The sequence below is a fragment of the Niallia laureatilytica genome (assembly GCF_046613985.1).
GTDB lineage: Bacteria > Bacillota > Bacilli > Bacillales > Cytobacillaceae > Niallia.
This window is the reverse complement of the sequence record NZ_JBKKHP010000002.1, coordinates 436,665-454,796: the sequence shown is the minus strand read 5'-3', so window position 1 is coordinate 454,796 and position 18,132 is coordinate 436,665. Positions and strand designations below refer to the sequence as shown.

Here is an 18,132-nt window from a genome sequence, read left to right as displayed (position 1 = left end):
CTCTTATTATTCTTACTTGCTTTCTGCAAGCCAAAGAATGCTTGTCACACCGCGCGGATAATACTTACTGCCCGCAATCTCCCCTGCAATAATCTGGTCGCTCCAGCTCCATACGGAAAGAACGGGATGTGTCAGCCACTTAACATGAGCGGCATCTGCTTTCGCTCCCTTTTCATCCCATTGCCAGCCAAGGATTTCTCTTGCGATAAATTGACTTAAATAAATTTTACTGAGCCATGAGTTGCTGCTTGTTGAAGATATTTTCCAGCCGCCGTCTTCAAACAGACAAACTCCTTCTGTCATTACTGTTTTTAGGTGTTTTTTCAATGCCTGAATATAGGGGCCGAACCGTCCTGTCTCTTCAAGCGCTTCCTGGCAGTTTGTGAAGTATGGGAAAATAAGCCCTTCAATTGCTGGAATTATTTTAGAATCATTGCCTTCTCCAATTACTGCCGGGATATAGCCTTCTGTTGTCACATTCTCCACAATCGTATTTGCGCATTTTTCTGCTTGTAGGCCTGCTTGCTTTGCCAAGTCTTCTTTTCCCTGTTCCTTGAATATTTTTTCAAGGGCGACATAAGATGCCCAAATTTTCCCTGCGAGATAAATATTATTTCGCGCTTGCCCCAACGAGACATCTAAGCTGTCATATGTGGTTATTTCAGCCCCGCCCATTACTCGGGAGGAATCCAGTCCCATCAAGCCGTTTCTCTTTTCTGGAATTGGGTGGTCTCTGTTTACCATGCTTTCAAAGCAGCGCTCCACCATTTCCATATTCTCTTTTAGCCAAGCTTCATCGGCTGTATGTGACACGTAAACAGCAGCACATAAAATCCAGTTTACAAGTTGTTCATGTGTCATATGGGAAAAACAACCGTCAAGCCCATACAGTTCGTATGAAGAGTAATGCGGACGGGAGATTGTATTGGCAACACCCATATCATGTGTAAAGCTGATGCCGCCAGGGTATTCCGTATCACTGCCAGGGAACCGGACTTTATCTTCGTAGCTGAAGCGCTTCACAAACATATCTAACTCATTTTTTACTGTCCAAGGATTCATTTTCAGCTCAAAAAATATTTGATCAACAGTTAAATCAAAGGTGTTCATCATTCTGTATTCCCCTTCATTGACAACCCAGAACGGCTCACCGTCACAAATAAGGAGCTGTGTGGAACCATAATAGCTGCGAATCGAGTGAATCAGCATGAACTGCTGGTCTGCAGATAACTGGTTAGCAGCTAATAGGCGGTCATCCGCAGCTTCTGCTCTTTTTGCAATCTCATCAAAATGTTCCAACGCGTAGGCTGCGACAGACTCGATATTTTTAAAGTACTTCGTATAGTAATAAGATGTATCCATGCCGGCAGTAACAATTCCACCGCGATAGAAACAGACAGCAAACCGGTATGTCCTCGATTCTCCTGCAGGAACATCTGCGACTAGTGCACCGAGCGGACCTAATCCAAATGTCCAGTTTTCTTCTTGCGGTGTCGTCAAGATATTTTCCATGCTGAAATGCATAGCGGAGTTAATATCTGCATTACTTGCGGCGATTGCAGTCAGCCTGCCTTGGCCGATTCCAGCGATTCCGTCCATCGTATCATCGAGCCGCCTCATAGAGCTGTACGGGTCACTGCCCTCATACCCAAAAAACGCCCGCCTAGCTTTTGTTCCTTTTGTATTATCAACCGTCAATTCTGCGAGGACTGCCGGAAGAAGAATCCTCTTCATTTCCTCCTCATTGCCCTTCCCCGGTTCTGGTACAGATTCTACTTGTGTATAAACTTTGAAGGTTAAGTCCCCTGCTTTCCATGTATCTGTTCCAAGCTTAAATTCTCTTGTTACCTTCTCCTTTGAAAACGGGAAAATAATATTTGGCTTGTCTGGATCAGGGTCCATATTTTCAATATCATAGCGTTTGCTTTCGTCATCTTCCTGATAATCAAAAAACGGAAATGCCTCGTAAATCCCCTCTTTATCTAAGCTTTCCGCACCAATATAAACATTCTTTTTTGGTGAACGGCCCAGTTCCAAATCAAGCCCTCCGCCTGCTGCTGGAAATCCGATTGTAAAGCTTGCGAATGCCCCAATTGGGGAGTGATGTGCATTAAAAAACATATTTTCCGGCATAAATCACAGCTCCTTTTCTTTTTTATCCTTTGACAGAACCTGCTGCCAATCCTTCAACAATACGATTGCTCAATGCGATGAACGCAATTAATATCGGAATAATGCTGATCATTAACGTTGCCCCAATCGCTCCCCAATCTGTCAAATATTGACCGACGAAATTATTGACACCAACCGTTAATGTCTTCCACTTATCTGAACTGATAAAAGTATTTACGAATACAAATTCATTCCAGTTATAAATCATGTTGATGATAATGATTGTTGCCATGACGGGGGTGGTCATTGGCAAGGTGATTTGAAAAAAGATTCTGTGTATGGAGCAGCCATCCATTACGGCTGCCTCTTCGATTTCTCTAGGAAGTGTTTGATAGAAGCCTAATAGAATCATAATTGTTAATGGCAGATTAAAAGCCGTATATGAAATAATGATGGAGATAGGATTATCAATTAGATGCAAGTTGTTAAAGAAGCTGAATAATGGAATAAGTGTGGAATGCAATGGAATCATAATGCCTACCATAAACAGTCCGAGAACAAGCTTGCTTAGTTTCCAGTACATCCTTGTGATCGCAAAGGTGACAAAGCTTGCTAAGATTACAGTTAACATTACTGCTACAACCGTTATCCAAACACTGTTAAAGAAATACAGGCTGATATTTCCTTGTGTCCAGACCTTTACGTAATTACCCCATTGCGGGTCCTTCGGCAGAGCAAATGGAGATAAACCAAATACTTCTTGGTTTGTTTTCAAGGAAAAAAAGAACAGCCAAACTAGCGGATAGATTTGAAATACAGCAATAATACCTAGAATCAGATAAAGAAACCCAAAGCCTACTTTCGAGCTTATCGAGCCTTTTGTTTTAGGCGAAGTGTGAGGAATGGTCTTCGTTCTCTTTTGTGCTGTAATTTCACTCATATCTTCACTCCTCCCTTCTTAATACTGGACATCGTCTTTTGATGCCGTTAATTTTTGGATAAGCCATGTCATAACAAGGCATAAGATAAGTAAGGCAAAGCCAATCGCACTGCCATAGCCAAAGTTATATGTCTTAAAGGCCTCTTTGTACATATAGGATGCGATTACTTCACTGGAGCCGTTTGGTCCGCCTCCTGTCATGACATAAATAAGGTCAAAATATTTTAGGGAGCCGACAATGGCGAGGACAATCGTTACTTTAATAACACCTGAAATGAGCGGCAGCTTTATTCTGTAGGCTATCTGCAATGGTGTTGCACCATCAATTCTTGCCGCTTCAATCACTTCCTCCGGCACGTTTTTTAATGCGGCATAGTAGATAATGATATAAAAGCCTGCATATTGCCAAATAATCGGAACAAAGATAGCGATAAGTACAAGATTAGGATCTGCCAGCCATATTGGTGTATTTTCTACACCGAGCAGCTCTAGCAATTTATTAAGCATCCCATTTGTCGGATCAAATATTTTCAGCCACAGCTGGGCAATCGCAACAGACGATAACAGCATTGGAATTAGATAAATTTTCCGAAGCAGATTTGCTCCTTTAATCCTGCTGGCAAGGATAATAGAAATGACTAAGTAGAATATTAGGCTTATTGCTGAAAATAAAGCCAATAAGACAGAATGATACGTACTGGTCCAGAACATCTTATCCTTTATGAGCTGTACATAATTATCCAGCCCGATAAATTTCATTGCCCCGATGCCATCCCAATCCATCAGCCCGTAATAACCTGTCAGGACAATCGGAATATATATCAGCACAAGTATTAGGAGCAAGGCAGGCAGCACGTATAAGCAAATCGCGATTTTATTGGACATGACTGTTTTCATTACCTATTCCTCCTTCCTTTGACTTTAGTTTAGGGGCAAAAAGAAATTGCCCCCTCTTGCTTACTCTTCTTCCGCTAAAGCTTCTTCCTGTTTCTTCACAAATTCTTTTGGAGTTGCCTGACCGCCAAACAAGGATTGAATCATATCCAAGTGGACTTGTGCAACACTTGAACTCATTTGTACGTCTGCATATAAAGTCAAGTTGGAAGCAGTGCCTAAATCATTGAGTATATCAATATACATTTGGTCAAGGTCTGTATTGGAAGTGTCAACAACAGTAGCAGGAATCACTCCAGCATCTGTGACTGAATGCTTGCCCCACTCCTTGACAAGATAGGAAACAAAATCTTTTGCTTCTTCCTTCACCTTTGAGTTCTCTGACACAAACAACCCGACTCCAGGTCCGCCTACATAGCTGTTGATATCTCCTTTACCGCCATCATATGTCGGAAACTTGAAGTAGCCCACCTTCTCCTTAAACTCATCCGTTACATCAGGGCTTGTTGTGTAGTTCGGCAATTCCCAAGTCGCCATCAAATACATGGCTGCCTGTTCATTCATGAAATAGCCTTTTGCCTCATCATTTGATAAACCATTAAAGCCTTTCACAAATGCTCCCATATCAACTAGCTTCTTCACTTCCTCAGCCGCACTAAGCAAGCTTGGATCTTCAAAGCTTCCAGACCGGTTAATGGCATTAGCCAATGCCTCTGGCCCGCCAATACGGTCAGCAAGATACATATACCACATCGATCCAGTCCATCTGTCCTTGTTTCCAAGCGTAATAGGTGTAACCCCTTTATCTACTAAAGTCTTTACTACTTCTAAAAACTGATCGTATGTTTCTGGGATTTCAAGATTGTATTTCTCGAAGATTTCTTTGTTATAGTAGACTGGTGTAATATTAAGCTCTAGTGGCAAACCATATGTTTTTCCATCTACTGCATATGCTTCTGTCGTCCCTGCAACAAACGAATCTTTAAAATCGCTTTCGATTTTATCATCTAATGGTGCAAGCATATTTCCTTCCACGAAAGGCTTTAAGTAGCCAGCAGCCCATGTTACCCCAACGTCTGGAAGTTCGTTTGACGCGGATAAAACTTTGATTTTATCCTTGTATTGTTCATTTCCAAGAATTTCTGTTTGGATTTTTATATCTGAATGATCCTTTTCATATTGCTTGATGATGTTATTGACGATTGTATACTGTGCCTTTGAAGATCCTTCTGGCCATAGATGCATAAATTTAATGACGGTTTTTCCATCGCTTGAAGCGCTTTCATTTGTAGACGAAGAACAACCTGCTAATGCTAAGACAACTATCATGAAAATGGACATTATTACGAAAATAGATTTGCGTCTAAACACTGTATTGCCCCCTTTTTATTAGTTTCTTTACACTAGTTAGTCTACCACCTTTACTTATTGCCCTGAAAGGTCACTGTCATTAGGAATAATACTACTTTTTTTAGAAAGCTCTTACACTATTTGTCCGTCTGTACATGCTTGGTGTGACACCTTCTAACTCACGAAAAATCTTAATGAAATACTTAGAAGTTTTATAGCCGCATTCCTCCGCAATATCTGTGATTGGTTGATTAGTAGCAATCAGTATTTCTTTAGCATGTTCAATTCTGCGTCTTGTTATATATTCACTGAAAGTTACCTTCATCTGTTCCTTGAAAAGGACACTTAAATAGCTTGGATTTAAATGGACATGCTCAGCAACTAACTTTAAGCTCAGCTCTGTCTTTAAATTTTTGTCAATATAGCGGACAGCTTCTCTGACTGGTTCCTTTGCTGTGTTTTCTTTCATGTTGATTTTGAGGAGTTTTTCGTCCATAACTTTTTCCATTATCTCTGCTCTTGTTTGCTTTGTTTCTCTTTGGATGGCATCTTCCACTGCATCAATCAATTTCTTTTTGCTGACAGGCTTGAGCAAATAATTAATGACACCTAAACGGAGTGCTTCCTGTGCGTATTCAAATTCAGAATAGGCAGAGATGACAATAGCTACAGGTGTTAAGTTCTGTACTTTTATTTCCTGCAAAAGTTTAATGCCGGTAATTTGGGGCATACGAATATCTGTTATTAATATATGAATCTTGTGTTTTTTGACAAGCTCAATCGCTTCAATCCCATTTGATGCAGCAAGTATTTGCCATTCTTCAGTTGCCCAAGCATCAAGCGTCCTCTTTATTCCCTGCCTTGCCATTGGTTCATCATCAACAATTAGGATAGTTTTTGTATACATTCCTGGTCTCCCCCTACAATCGGAATTTCAAAGGAAACAACTGTCCCTTTGTTTCGCTTACTCTTTATTTCCAGTCCTTTCTGTCCATCCTCCTGATAATAGAGCTTAAGCCTTTTATGGACATTAGAAATCGCCATTCCTTTGCCGTTAATGGAGGTAATCCCTCCAATGTCCATCCCTGTCTTGATTTTCTCTAGATTCTCTTCGGTGATTCCCATACCGTCATCTTCTACAGTAACCAACAATCCTTGTCTGTTGCTTGCTAATGTAACAGTTATGATAATGGTGCAAACTCCTATTTTGTTTCCTGCACCATGAATAACAGAGTTTTCTACTAATGGCTGTATCAAGAATTTAGGCACTTTAACCAGTTCATATACTGTATCCATCTCTATGCGCCATTTTAAATCGTCTCCGAAGCGCATTTTCATGATTTCCATATAATCGTTGATATGATTTAGTTCATCCTTCAAGTAAACCCATTCGTCATCTGGACTGTTCGTAATTGTATAACGAAAGAGATTGGACATTGCAACGACAGTCTCTGCAAGCTCATCCTCCATTTTGTCCTCCAGCGACCAATGAAGGGCATTCAACGTATTAAAGAGAAAATGTGGGTTAATCTGTGCTTGAATAGCTTTCAATTCACTGCGGCTTCTGATAATTTCCTTTTGATATACCATTTTTATCAAATGGTTTGTCTCATTCACAAGCTGGTTATAGGTACTATTCAATTCATTTATTTCGTTAACAGAGGGCAACTTTGGGTTTAACGCAAGAGATTCACTACTAGCATGTCTCATCGTTTCTGTCAGCCTGTTTATTGGTCTTGTAATAATGGTAGACAGAAATAACGAGCAAATAAAAAAAACGAGCAGACCAATCAACCCTGAGATTAAGATACTTGAACGGAGAACAGAAATTCCGCTTGTTAAGGCAGTTACAGGTGTTAAGATAAGGACTGTCCAGCCAGTGATTTCCGATACCTCTCTTGTTGCCATATAATCCCGACTATTTATTTGTACAGTTGATTTTTCATTATGTATGATGGACGGAAGCGGCTTATCATAATCGGTTATAATCGGCTCAAGAGACTTATCAAGCAGTAAGGAATACTGGTTTGTTTTATTAGTTAAATCCTTGTTGACGAACTGAAAATACTCTTTATAAATGCTGATGAGGATGTATCCGCCATTTGCATAATTCCTGTCCATTAAATTAACTCTTCTGATTGCAAGAAAATAATTAGGGTCATTCGGATCCTCACCGATCCAAACTAGTCTTCCCTTTTCTCTCTTTGCCATCTCCACCCAGATATCCCTTAATTTAAGGGGAGCATTTGCGTCATCAAGAGGCAGGATACGATGCTCTTCATTCGTGAAAAGCTGGAACGAAAAAATGCCATCAGAGTTTGCTGTAATGGTGTTAACTGTTCCCATCAATTGCTGCAGCTCTAAAAATGGCACTTCCTTTTTGTCATATTCCTTCGTCAGCAGCTTTTGCACTTTGTCGTTTGTAACAACAAGCTTTGAAGCCATGTTAATCTGCTCATACAGTGATTCAAGTCTTCCATTAGCCTCCACAGCCACTTGTTTGATTTGTTTTTCTGCGTTGTTTTTTAACAGAGACGATACTTGGTTGAATATTAAGATACTTACAATTAATAACACAATAAACATGACAGATAGAAAAACAATTAATATTTGATTTCGCATCGTATTCCAGTTTTTTAACAACCTAAGCATATACTTCCCCCTTATTTGCGAAGTTTCTTCCACTTATAAGCCGTAATTGATTATTTCCTCTCTCCTTTACAAGTTTACTAACCTACTTAGTTTATCCAATATACAAACTAGGCAAATCTATTTATTATTAAGTTTAGCTTTCTGCTTCTTCAATCTTTTGTAAGCCCTTTCTTAATCCGAATTATACTATCTTTTCAAGCAGGAGGATATAGAGAGTATCATAATTCAGCCAGAAAATTAGCTGGACAAAAAAAGAAAAGAGACGCGAAACTAACGCGCCTCCTTTTCTTAAGATAACAATTCCTCTGCAATCAATCTGTATGAATTGATCTTATCAACTGGATTATATGTGATTGTGACAATCATGATTTCATCTGCACCGTACGCTTCTTTTAAGCTTAAAAGTTGTTCTTTAACCTCTTTCGGGTTCCCAATAACAGCTTTATTTTTCATGGAAGCAAGTGTTTGACTTTCTTCATCGGTTAGCTTGTATGCTTTTGCTTCTTCAATTGAAGGGACTCCTTCTCCTGCTCCTTTTGCTCTTTGCAGTGACCATATGAAGGAGCTTAAGGCGATTTCTTCCGCTTTTTCTGTAGTTTCTGCACAAAAGGCAGCTACGGCGACAATCGTTCCTGCTTTTTGTCCCTCTTTTCGTTCCTTGAAGGCAGCTTTATATTGCCGGACAATTTCCGGGCCGTCTTTATCGCTCATAAAATGGCCGAATGTGTAGGAAAGCCCGAGCTGGCCTGCTAAGATTGCGCTTTTTTTGCTTGTGCCAAGCAGCCATGGTACAGGCGGGATTTTCGGAACTGGTGCTGCTGATAATGTTGCATGCTCATTATTTGTACTATATTCATCATCCAAATATAAGAGCAGCTCCTTTATGCTGTCAGGCATTGCCCAAACCTGCTGGAGGAAGTTTGGGGATAATGCATTGCTTGCTTCTGCAGAACCTCCTGGTGCCCGTCCAATTCCTAAATCAACGCGATTGGGCATTAAGGTTGCCAGCATGTTATACACTTCTGCTACTTTATACGGACGATAATAAGGTAGCAGCACCGCACCAGCGCCGATGCGGATGGTTCTTGTGTTAGCGCCGATATAGCTCAGCATCACTTCTGGTGCCGAACAAGCAAGGCCTGGCAAATCATGGTGTTCAGCAAGCCAATATCGAACATATCCAAATTCCTCTCCGGCTTGCGCCAATTTAACAGAGGCAGCTAAAGCATCCTGTGCCTCTTGATTAGTGGAAATCGGCGATTGATCTAATATTCCTAATCTCATGGCGATGCCTTCTTTCTAAGTTAGTTCCTTGTCTCGAGTAGAGTTAACGTAAATTCACCTGTATTTCCTTTTTCATATAGATTGGTTATAGAGGTGGAATATTGCTGGATAGCAGCGTGAAATGCTAAATCTTTTTCTGCGACTGTAACATGGAATGCTCCTTTATAAAGAAGGGTAGTAATTTCATGATAATCGTCGCTTGCTACATCAAATATAATTTTGATTGAATGCAGATCATTTTGGATCTCTTCTGTATAGCTTTTTACTTGGATTATAGTATCATCCAGCTTGATTTGTTTTGCCATTTCTACCATTCCCTTCGTTTTTTCACAGAAGCAGGCTTCGCAACTCCTCTTCCGTAATGGAAGAGAGCACCGCTTCGTCTGTATTGATTATTTCATCGACTAAATGCCGTTTCTTTTCCTGCAGCTCATGTATTTTCTCTTCAATGGTTCCTTTTGCTAACAGCTTGATTACTTGGACGACGTTTTCCTGACCAATCCGGTGGGCGCGGTCAGCAGCCTGCTCCTCAACAGCAGGATTCCACCAAGTATCATAAAGGATGACTGTATCTGCTGTCATTAAATTGAGGCCTGTTCCACCTGCCTTCAGGCTGATTAAAAAGTAGTCTCTTTCGCCAGCGTTATAGCGGCGGCACAAGTCAACTCGCTCTTCAGAGGGAGTGTTTCCGTCCAGATAAAAGAACGGCAGACCTTCTATTGCGAGTTCTCTTCCAATCAATTCGAGCATTTTAGTAAACTGAGAAAAAATCAGTACTCTCCTGCCTGCCTGCTTTGACTCCTCTATGATTTGCATAAGCTGCTCCAGCTTGGACGATTTACCGTTATAGCCGTCGACAAATAAGGCAGGATGGCAGCAGATTTGTCTCAATCTCGTCAAACCTGCTAAAATTCGTATGCGATTTTTTCGAAGTGTTGCTTTATCTAGATGTTTAAGTGTATCATGGCGAAGTTTTGCTAAATATGCTCCATAAAGCTTCTTCTGTTCTGGCAGCAAATCAACAGCTTCCTCCCATTCTTCCTTACCAGGGAGTTCCATTAAGACATCCTCTTTAAGACGGCGCAGCAAAAATGGCTTAATTCTCTGCGAGATTTGTTTTTTCGACAAATTCGCATACTCTTTCAATGTTCTGAACAGCTGCGGAAAAACAATATAATATAATGACCAAAGCTCTTCAAGTGAGTTTTCCACCGGAGTTCCTGTCAAGGCAAAGCGCTGGTCTGCACGAATTCGCTTCACTGTCTTTGCCGTCTGTGTCCCTGCATTCTTAAAGGCTTGTGCTTCATCAAAAAATGCCGTATGAAAGGCGATTGTTTCATACAAATGAATATCCTTGCGCAGCAGCGGATAAGAAGTGATCACAACATCAATGCCAGCAAGCTCTTTCAGCAGCTGCTTCCTGTCAGCAGCAGCGCCGTCAATCACAAGTGCTTGAATATCAGGAGCAAACTTCCCTATTTCCTGAAGCCAATTATATGTTAAGGATGATGGACAAACTACCAATACAGGCTGTGTTCTTTCTCTGATATTGGAAAGCTCTGAGGCGATAAATGTGATGCTTTGCAATGTTTTCCCAAGCCCCATATCATCTGCCAATATTCCTCCAAACCCATATTTAGCAAGGGTTTTCATCCATTTAAATCCTGTTTTCTGATATTCTTTCAAGACTTGCTGCAGCTTGGCAGGCACTTCAATGTCTGTTTTTTCTGGCTGACGGATTGTTTGCATAAGCTCTTTCATCGATTTGTCCAGCTCGATAATGCCCTGCTCTCCATCTGAAAATAACGACAAACCTTCTGTAACGGGAAGTTCAAAAATATCAACTTCCTCCTTCAGCTCTAGCTCTGGAAACTTTAAAAAATGCTGGATTTGTTCGAATTCTCTAGTCTGTAAAGACAAGAGTGATCCGCTTCTCAACCGGTAGTATTTTCGTTTTTCTTCAAGTGCAGACAGCAGCTCTTTAATTTCTCTTTCTGGTACGCCATCCATTTCAAACTTAAATTCCAGCCAATTAATGCGGTCTTTTTTTATTTTCACTCTGAATTTCGGGAAGCTGTTGCCTTTAAAGATTCGGTTGCGCACTGCTGTTGTTGCATATATTTGCACCATTTTCTTCAACTCTGGGAGAGTATTATATAAGAATTCATACTCTAGCTCTTCATTATAAAGAATATAGCCGCTGTCAGTTTGTGCAAACGAGCTGTTTTTCATGATTTTAAGGATCTCATTTTCCTTTTCTTCTTCCCTGACAAAAAAGCCTTTTGCAGGTATATCCCTGTTTTCAACAGGATTAAGCATTACAGGCCCATAGTGAAACTCCAGGCTTGCTAACAGCCGGTTGTTGACACGGTCCAAATACAGCTTTGCTTCAAGCGGCGTCCGCACAAATTGGCTGCTTATATTCACCTTGCCGAGTTTTCTTAAATTAGGCGCTACCTTTTCAAGAAAAAATTCCGCCTGGTTCGGGCGGATTGGAATTTGATTTGTACCAGTCTGCTCCAGCATGCCTTTTAATTCGGACAGCCTTTGCATATCCTGGCTGTCTAATTCATATATTATTCCGTTTGCTACTACCGAATCATATAAGGGCAGTAATTCTATATGGTTCATTCCTGCTATAGCAAGCTTATGGGAACCTGAGTTTTCATGCTCGAATGAGAATGTTAACGGCAGCTGGTTGTTGGAAAGGCGGAAATCAGAAAATAACTCGCCTCTATGCTGTAATTGTACATATGGTGCCTTCGAAAGCAGGCGGCGAACAGTAGGCCAGGAAGAAGGCGATAAGTACAACAGCTGTCTTTCTTCTCCTGCAATTCCGGCACCGCTTGCTGTCTGATTGACTTTTTCATCCTCACCGATTGCAAACAGCCCGCTTAACACATCATCGGCTTCCTTCAAAAAGCATTGTGTAGCTGGATTATAGGAAATTTCTCCATCTGTATAAGGGGTTCCTACTTTCCATGCCTGCAAAAACGCATAAATATCCGGCAAGGCTGTGCCATTTATGGTCATTTCAACTGCAAAGGTTTTTCTTTTCCCGTGAGACTCCGTTACATGACAAATAAACTCAGCCTTCTGAATATCTCGATTCTCAAAATGGCGCTGATGAGCGCTCTTTCTTGCAGGCGCACCATCAAAAATGGACAAAAGCTCCATTGCGAGCATTTCACCACCCTGCACCACTTGCGGAGCAGTTTTTTTCAGCTGCTGCTCATAAACAGCAAGCAAAACAGCGGCCACATGCTGACAGTCCTTTTGAAAGGACGCCAGTTTGGGGCAAGAGCATTCTGCCTCCAATTTCCCTGCAGCATCTGCTTTTATACTCACCATAAAATCATCTGCTCCATGTACAATCGCTTTGCATGTATGTGAATGAAAGAGTTGAAATGTGACTTTTTTATTTCTCACAAAAGAATCCCCTCGCTTGAAGGAGACATTGCCACACATTTCTTTTATGATGTTTTTCGTAAGCTTTACATTCATTTGGCTTTCTCCTTCTTCAAGTTTAGGGTAACTTATATATTATATTTTTTATTCTAACACTGTAGAGATATAGGCAACAAACATTGTGCACCACCAAAAATAACCATCAGCTACATACTAGAACATGCCTTTTAAAATTGCCTTTTTTAGCAATGCAGCGGTCGACAATTGTAAATCCTGCTTGAAGAATTGCATCGTCTACTTCTTCAATTGATACGATAACAGCCTTTTTCGCAAATCGTCTTGCACTCTTAAGCATAGACAGCTTCTCTTCATATGGAAGAACAGAACAAAGATTATAAGGCATATCAATAATAGCGGCATCATACTTTCCTGTCACATCCTTGATATCCTGTAACAGAACCTCTCCGTTCAGTTGGAAATGAGCAATATTTTCTCGTGCCTTGCCTGTAACAAGTGGATTTATATCACTGCCAACTATATCGATACCCATTGACAATGCTTCGATGAGCACCGTTCCGATACCACAGCAAGGATCAATTGCCTTAGTTCCTGAAGGATGTGGTACGGCAATATTGACAACAGCTCTTGCCAATCTTGTGCTTAACGCTGTTGAATATTGATTCGGCTTGCCTTGATGTGCAAGCCAAACGGATGTGCTTTCCTGATAATCGCCAAATATCCAGCGGCCATTGCCAAACATAATGGCATATATTTTGTCAGGGTTATGCAGATTCACATTACCTTTAATACAAGCGCCTGCGACTCTTTCCATTCTTTTTCTCTCGGTAAAGGGAATATTTCTAGTTCCTTTAATAAACACAACTTTATAGGAGTCTTCCTCCAGTCCGATTTTCTGAACATCTGTCAGCAGCTCTTCAAAGCTTTCGTTTGCTGCTTTAATATCGATTCTTCCCTTGATAAACGGGCTCCTGCTTGGATCAATTTCGAGTGTGCTTTCCACGAAATTCGTAATATTTTCTGCTGAAAAAAGCGAGCGCATCTCCAGCTGGCAAACATCTGCCTCATCCTCGTGATAAGAAATCGTGTATATAAATTCTTGTGTTTTCAATTAATAACCCTCATTTTACGTTTTATGTTGCTATTATAATGGACTTAGAGATGTATTACTATTAAACAGCTGCTTTAAACTTCTTTCTGACTGCCAACAAAAAAACGCTTCCGTAAAGGAAGCGTCTTGTTTTCTATCATACTCAGACAGACAGCATTTTCGTCACACTTGACTGGATTGCTTCTGCGAGCTTCTCTGGGGCTGTTAAATAAAGAAGCCCATTCCCTTCCAGTTTTGGAGAGAATCCTAGTGGAACAGTCCGTTTGATGAGCTGTGCATACAGCTCCGGTTCTGTCAGAGGTCTGTCAAATTCATCCGTTGCAATTGCCTTAATTAGGGCAAGTCCGCCGCTTACATGAGGTGCTGCCATAGATGTACCGCTAAGTCTGGCATATTGGCCGCCTGGATATGTGGACAGAATATTTTCTCCAGGTGCAGCAAGGTCCACTTCTCTGTTAGAGTTGGAGAATTCGGAGGAGTTTCTTGTAAAATCGACAGAACCAACACTAATTACTTCATTATATGCTGCAGGGTATGCCAGCTCTTCAGTCGTCTCACGTCCATCTCCTTCATTACCAGCCGCACAAACGACCAAAATTTGGTTGTCAACCGCCCTTTTCACAGCATCATGAAGTGCTTGGACATCATCCGGTCCTCCTAAACTCATGGAAATAATATCAACATTTTGTTCAATTGCATAATAAATTCCGTTAGTAATCCAATCATATTGCCCTGAACCTTGTCCATTAAGAACCTTTACGATTAAAAGAGACACTTGTGGTGCAGCACCTGCCACTCCATCGTTGTTTTCCACTGCTCCAATTGTTCCGGCTACATGTGTGCCATGTCCATTATAATCACTATAAATATCTGGATTTGAATTATCATCGTCTGTAAAGTTATAGCCGCCGATAATACGTTCCTGCAAATCAGGATGTGTCGTATCACAGCCTGTATCAAGGATTGCAACCTTAATACCCTTTCCTTTTGATTTGTTCCATAATGCAGGTGCTTGAATTTGCTGAATTCCTGTCGGCACCTCATTCGCCATTTGTACCACTTGCTCCACTTTGTAAGGTATTACCTTCACTTCTGGTCTCATAATATGATCCCTCCTGTAGGATTAGTAGTTTACACCAAATAGTTTAACAATTTAGTATATTCATAAAAAGTGCCTTTCGACTCATATAAGAACACATGTTTCGCGAAAATATACGGATGCTGTTATCCTCCCCTACTAGAAATGAATCACCAAAAACCCAACAATTACTAGGAACAGCAAGGCTTTTGGAGGGGAATGCAGTAAAAAATTTCCGGATGAAAGATAAGGCTTTATGGCTGCTATTAAATTTATTAATCATTATATCTATACAAGTTACTTAAATTAGATTATCATCTAATTAGATATCAATCTAATTAGAAGGTGATCAATCATGTCTATTCTGTCGCAAGAAAAGGAATATCAGAAGTTGTTTTTTTCTGGCCTTATCAATGGCATCGGAGACAGATTCAGTCAAGTAGCTTCTCTGTCGCTTCTTTTACAATTGTCTGCATCGGGTATGTCTGTAGGCATAACACTGGCTTTGCGCATGCTGCCATTCTTACTGTTTGGGCCACTTAGCAGTATGGTTGCTGCTAAATGGTCTCGAAAAAAAGTTTTGCTTTATACAGACATAGTCCGGGCTTTCATTGCCATATCCTTTCTATTTGTAAACAGCAAAGAAGATATATGGATTATTTATGTTGCCTCGTTTCTTTTGGCCAGCGGTGAAGCCCTCTATGCGCCTGTGCGGAAGGCAAGCATTCCAGCACTAATAAATGGGGAAAGTATGAAAGCAGTAAACGGGTGGGAACAAGTCCAGTTGGGCTTCGTCCTTGTTATCGGCGCATTTTCCGGCGGAATCATCTCCCTGCTATTTGGCCAAAAAGCTGCCTTTTTTGTCAATATCTTATCCTTCTTGACTGCAGCAGCATTTATAAGCAGAATTGCAAAAATAGATGATGCTGTTCGGCATACAGCTCATCAGCCAGCAACGAAGGAGAAAGGTAATCAGCTTATAGCCGTAATTTTCTCTTCCTCCTTATTTATCATGCTGTTAAGTGCTGATATTTTTGTACCTTTAGCTAACGGGATAGAAAATGTCCTTATAAGCATCTATGCGATAGACACCTTTCCTGCTGCAGATCTAGGAGTAGGCATTCTATACAGCGTCTTGGGAGTTGGCTTTATTATCAGCCCCTTTTTCACTCGATTAATTAAGGGAAACTTCTTATTGTTTGCTTATCTCGCGATGATCATTGAGGGAATTATTCTGTTGATTGTAAGCCAGGTGAACTCGTTTGCAATGATTGCCGTCCTGTTTGGGATATTGACGGTTTTTGGAGGTGTCGGAAATGCATTGCTTGATACAGTTGTGATGAAAACCATGCCGCAAAAGCACCAAGGAAGTTATTTTGCCTTATCTGCCACAATCGGCAATACAAGCTTAGGTTTATCCATGTTCGTTACAGGTCTGCTGCTTGAAGTATTTGAACCGCGAGCATTAGGTGCGGCCAATGGGCTTTTATATATTTTCTTCGGGGGAATGTATTTGTTGTGGGCAAGCCAAATATATCGGCAGAAAAGCCCTGCATAAAAAAAATGTATCCTGTTAACAGGATACATTTTTTAGTGAATGACAACTGGGTCTTCAAATGACCGAACACAGTTTCTGCCGTTATTTTTCGCTGTATATAGTGCCATATCGGCTTCATCCATAAGGGAGGCGATAAGCTTGCTGTTTTTTTGGTCGTTAGCAGCAGCACTTGCAACACCGAAGCTTGTCGTCACCTTGATTTCTTTTCCATCTACATCGACGTGTGTTCTTTCGATTTCTCTGCGAATTGCTTCGGCAATAACAATTGCTTCCTGCATGAAAGCATCAGGCAGACAGATGATAAATTCCTCACCGCCATACCGGCCAATAATATCAGATCTTCTCATATGCTTTTTAGCCAGTTTAACCACTTGCTTTAGGATGGTATCTCCTGCTTTATGACCAAAAGTATCATTTACTTTTTTAAAATAGTCCACATCAAACATGATGATGCTCAAGCTTTTCAAACACCCCTTATCGAGCAGCTCTTCCGTTTTTTGCAGAAAGAAGGTTCTGTTATAAGCCTCTGTTAACCCATCTATGCTTGCGATTGCTTTCAGCTGGTCTTGCAGACGTATTCTATCTGTCACATCTACAAATGTGATGATTTGACCGAGATGCTTACTTCTGTGCAATACTGGGGTGAATTTAATTTGATAATGAATATCTCCATAAGCAGTTTCCTGTTTATAATCGCGCTTTTCTCCTTTAGAGATAATACCTAACAGCGTTTGACTGTCCTTGAGGATATCGTTAATCGATTTGCCAATGGCACGGCTGATTTTCGGCACCATCTGCTGCATAATTGGATTAAAATCTACAATTATGTTGTTATGGTTTAAAACTAAAACCCCTTCCTCCATACTGTCAAACACCTTTTCTCTAGCAATTGGTGCAACGCTGAACATCTGCAAGGATATAATGGCGGCACCATGGAAAATAAAAGAGATGCTCATTGATATTGGTCCTAAATCAATGCCATTTGGACTTAAACCAGTTAAATACAAAACACTCCCTAGCACAGGCACAAACAGTCCTGCAGTCATCGTGGCTATCTGCCACTTAAAACGGCTTGCTCTGCCCTTTCTAAATTGCGCAAGCAAGAGGACAATGCTCCCTAACACACAGGCATACAGGAAAAAGGAATGAACATAGAACCATGGTCCTCCTTCTAAGCTCAAAACAGGGAAAGGTCCAGATGTGTCCATACTCATCGATTTATAGTAAAAATGGTGAAAATCATTTGTATAGTGAACAAGTATTGTCAGCAGTGGCAGACCGAAAAAAAAGTAATACAAATGCCGGTTCCACTTTACTCCGACATACTCCATGCACATAAATAATGTAAAGACAGGGATGAATGGCAAAACTAAATATTCTAGTCGCAGCCAGATTTTTGCATGCTCTAGTAATTGACTGTTCAGTTCAAAAACATAAAAGAACGTAAACAGCGAGCAACAAAAAGTCCCTAAAATATAGAAGATGCCCCCAGGAGCATGGCGTATATTAAAAAAGGCGTAAATGCATAGCAAAGCGCTCAATAACCCACCGCAAATATCAATAAAGGAAAAAAGGAATAGTTCATTTGACATTTTAAGTTTTCTTCTCCATCTTTTCTAAAGATTGGTGCAACAGCCTTTTGGTTCCTTATGGCGATGCATTCCTTTCTCCATTATATTCTATATCCCGGCAATAAGGATAGAAAAAAAGGACCGCTTCTGTTTTGT

Annotated in this window: 13 protein-coding genes; 1 reads left to right on the top strand and 12 read right to left on the bottom strand. The window is 40.7% G+C overall.

Translation table 11 applies throughout. The annotated features are described in order from the left end of the window. Positions 1 to 12: 12 nt before the first annotated feature. The 11 genes from ACLIJJ_RS07355 to ACLIJJ_RS07305 form a co-directional block, all read right to left on the bottom strand. Positions 13 to 2,133: a glycoside hydrolase family 52 protein gene (locus ACLIJJ_RS07355; RefSeq protein WP_411410726.1), complete on the bottom strand. Its 2,121-nt coding sequence runs from the start codon at positions 2,131 to 2,133 to the stop codon at positions 13 to 15. A gap of 22 nt (positions 2,134 to 2,155) precedes the next feature. Beyond that, positions 2,156 to 3,052: a carbohydrate ABC transporter permease gene (locus ACLIJJ_RS07350; RefSeq protein ID WP_233317857.1), complete on the bottom strand. Its 897-nt coding sequence runs from the start codon at positions 3,050 to 3,052 to the stop codon at positions 2,156 to 2,158. 18 nt (positions 3,053 to 3,070) lie between these two features. Next, complete coding sequence (locus tag ACLIJJ_RS07345; protein WP_233317859.1) at positions 3,071 to 3,949, bottom strand: carbohydrate ABC transporter permease; 879 nt, start codon at positions 3,947 to 3,949, stop codon at positions 3,071 to 3,073. Between the two features lie 60 nt (positions 3,950 to 4,009). After that, positions 4,010 to 5,287 (bottom strand): extracellular solute-binding protein, encoded by a 1,278-nt coding sequence (locus ACLIJJ_RS07340; protein ID WP_233317891.1) that lies wholly within the window; start codon positions 5,285 to 5,287, stop codon positions 4,010 to 4,012. A gap of 130 nt (positions 5,288 to 5,417) precedes the next feature. Beyond that, on the bottom strand, positions 5,418 to 6,203 hold the full coding sequence (locus ACLIJJ_RS07335) for a response regulator transcription factor (protein ID WP_233317860.1): 786 nt from the start codon (positions 6,201 to 6,203) through the stop codon (positions 5,418 to 5,420). Continuing rightward, complete coding sequence (locus ACLIJJ_RS07330) at positions 6,182 to 7,948, bottom strand: sensor histidine kinase (protein ID WP_233317862.1); 1,767 nt, start codon at positions 7,946 to 7,948, stop codon at positions 6,182 to 6,184. The genes ACLIJJ_RS07335 and ACLIJJ_RS07330 overlap by 22 nt, the downstream gene beginning before the upstream one ends. Positions 7,949 to 8,236: 288 nt before the next feature. Next, complete coding sequence (locus ACLIJJ_RS07325; RefSeq protein WP_233317863.1) at positions 8,237 to 9,232, bottom strand: LLM class flavin-dependent oxidoreductase; 996 nt, start codon at positions 9,230 to 9,232, stop codon at positions 8,237 to 8,239. A 20-nt stretch (positions 9,233 to 9,252) separates the two neighbouring features. Continuing rightward, on the bottom strand, positions 9,253 to 9,537 hold the full coding sequence (locus ACLIJJ_RS07320; RefSeq protein ID WP_233317866.1) for a DUF3219 family protein: 285 nt from the start codon (positions 9,535 to 9,537) through the stop codon (positions 9,253 to 9,255). Positions 9,538 to 9,559: 22 nt separating this feature from the next. Further along, a complete protein-coding gene (locus ACLIJJ_RS07315; protein WP_237941089.1) occupies positions 9,560 to 12,736 on the bottom strand; it encodes a DEAD/DEAH box helicase in 3,177 nt (1,058 codons plus the stop codon). Between the two features lie 106 nt (positions 12,737 to 12,842). After that, positions 12,843 to 13,769, bottom strand: coding sequence for a TRM11 family SAM-dependent methyltransferase (locus ACLIJJ_RS07310; RefSeq protein WP_411410725.1), 927 nt, complete (start codon positions 13,767 to 13,769; stop codon positions 12,843 to 12,845). A 142-nt stretch (positions 13,770 to 13,911) separates the two neighbouring features. Beyond that, positions 13,912 to 14,871, bottom strand: coding sequence for a S8 family peptidase (locus ACLIJJ_RS07305; protein ID WP_411410724.1), 960 nt, complete (start codon positions 14,869 to 14,871; stop codon positions 13,912 to 13,914). A gap of 331 nt (positions 14,872 to 15,202) precedes the next feature. Between ACLIJJ_RS07305 and ACLIJJ_RS07300 the strand changes: the two genes are divergently transcribed. After that, on the top strand, positions 15,203 to 16,405 hold the full coding sequence (locus ACLIJJ_RS07300; RefSeq protein ID WP_237941087.1) for an MFS transporter: 1,203 nt from the start codon (positions 15,203 to 15,205) through the stop codon (positions 16,403 to 16,405). 32 nt (positions 16,406 to 16,437) lie between these two features. Here ACLIJJ_RS07300 and ACLIJJ_RS07295 read toward each other — a convergent pair whose 3' ends face one another. Beyond that, on the bottom strand, positions 16,438 to 17,997 hold the full coding sequence (locus ACLIJJ_RS07295; protein WP_411410723.1) for a histidine kinase N-terminal 7TM domain-containing diguanylate cyclase: 1,560 nt from the start codon (positions 17,995 to 17,997) through the stop codon (positions 16,438 to 16,440). Positions 17,998 to 18,132: the final 135 nt, after the last annotated feature.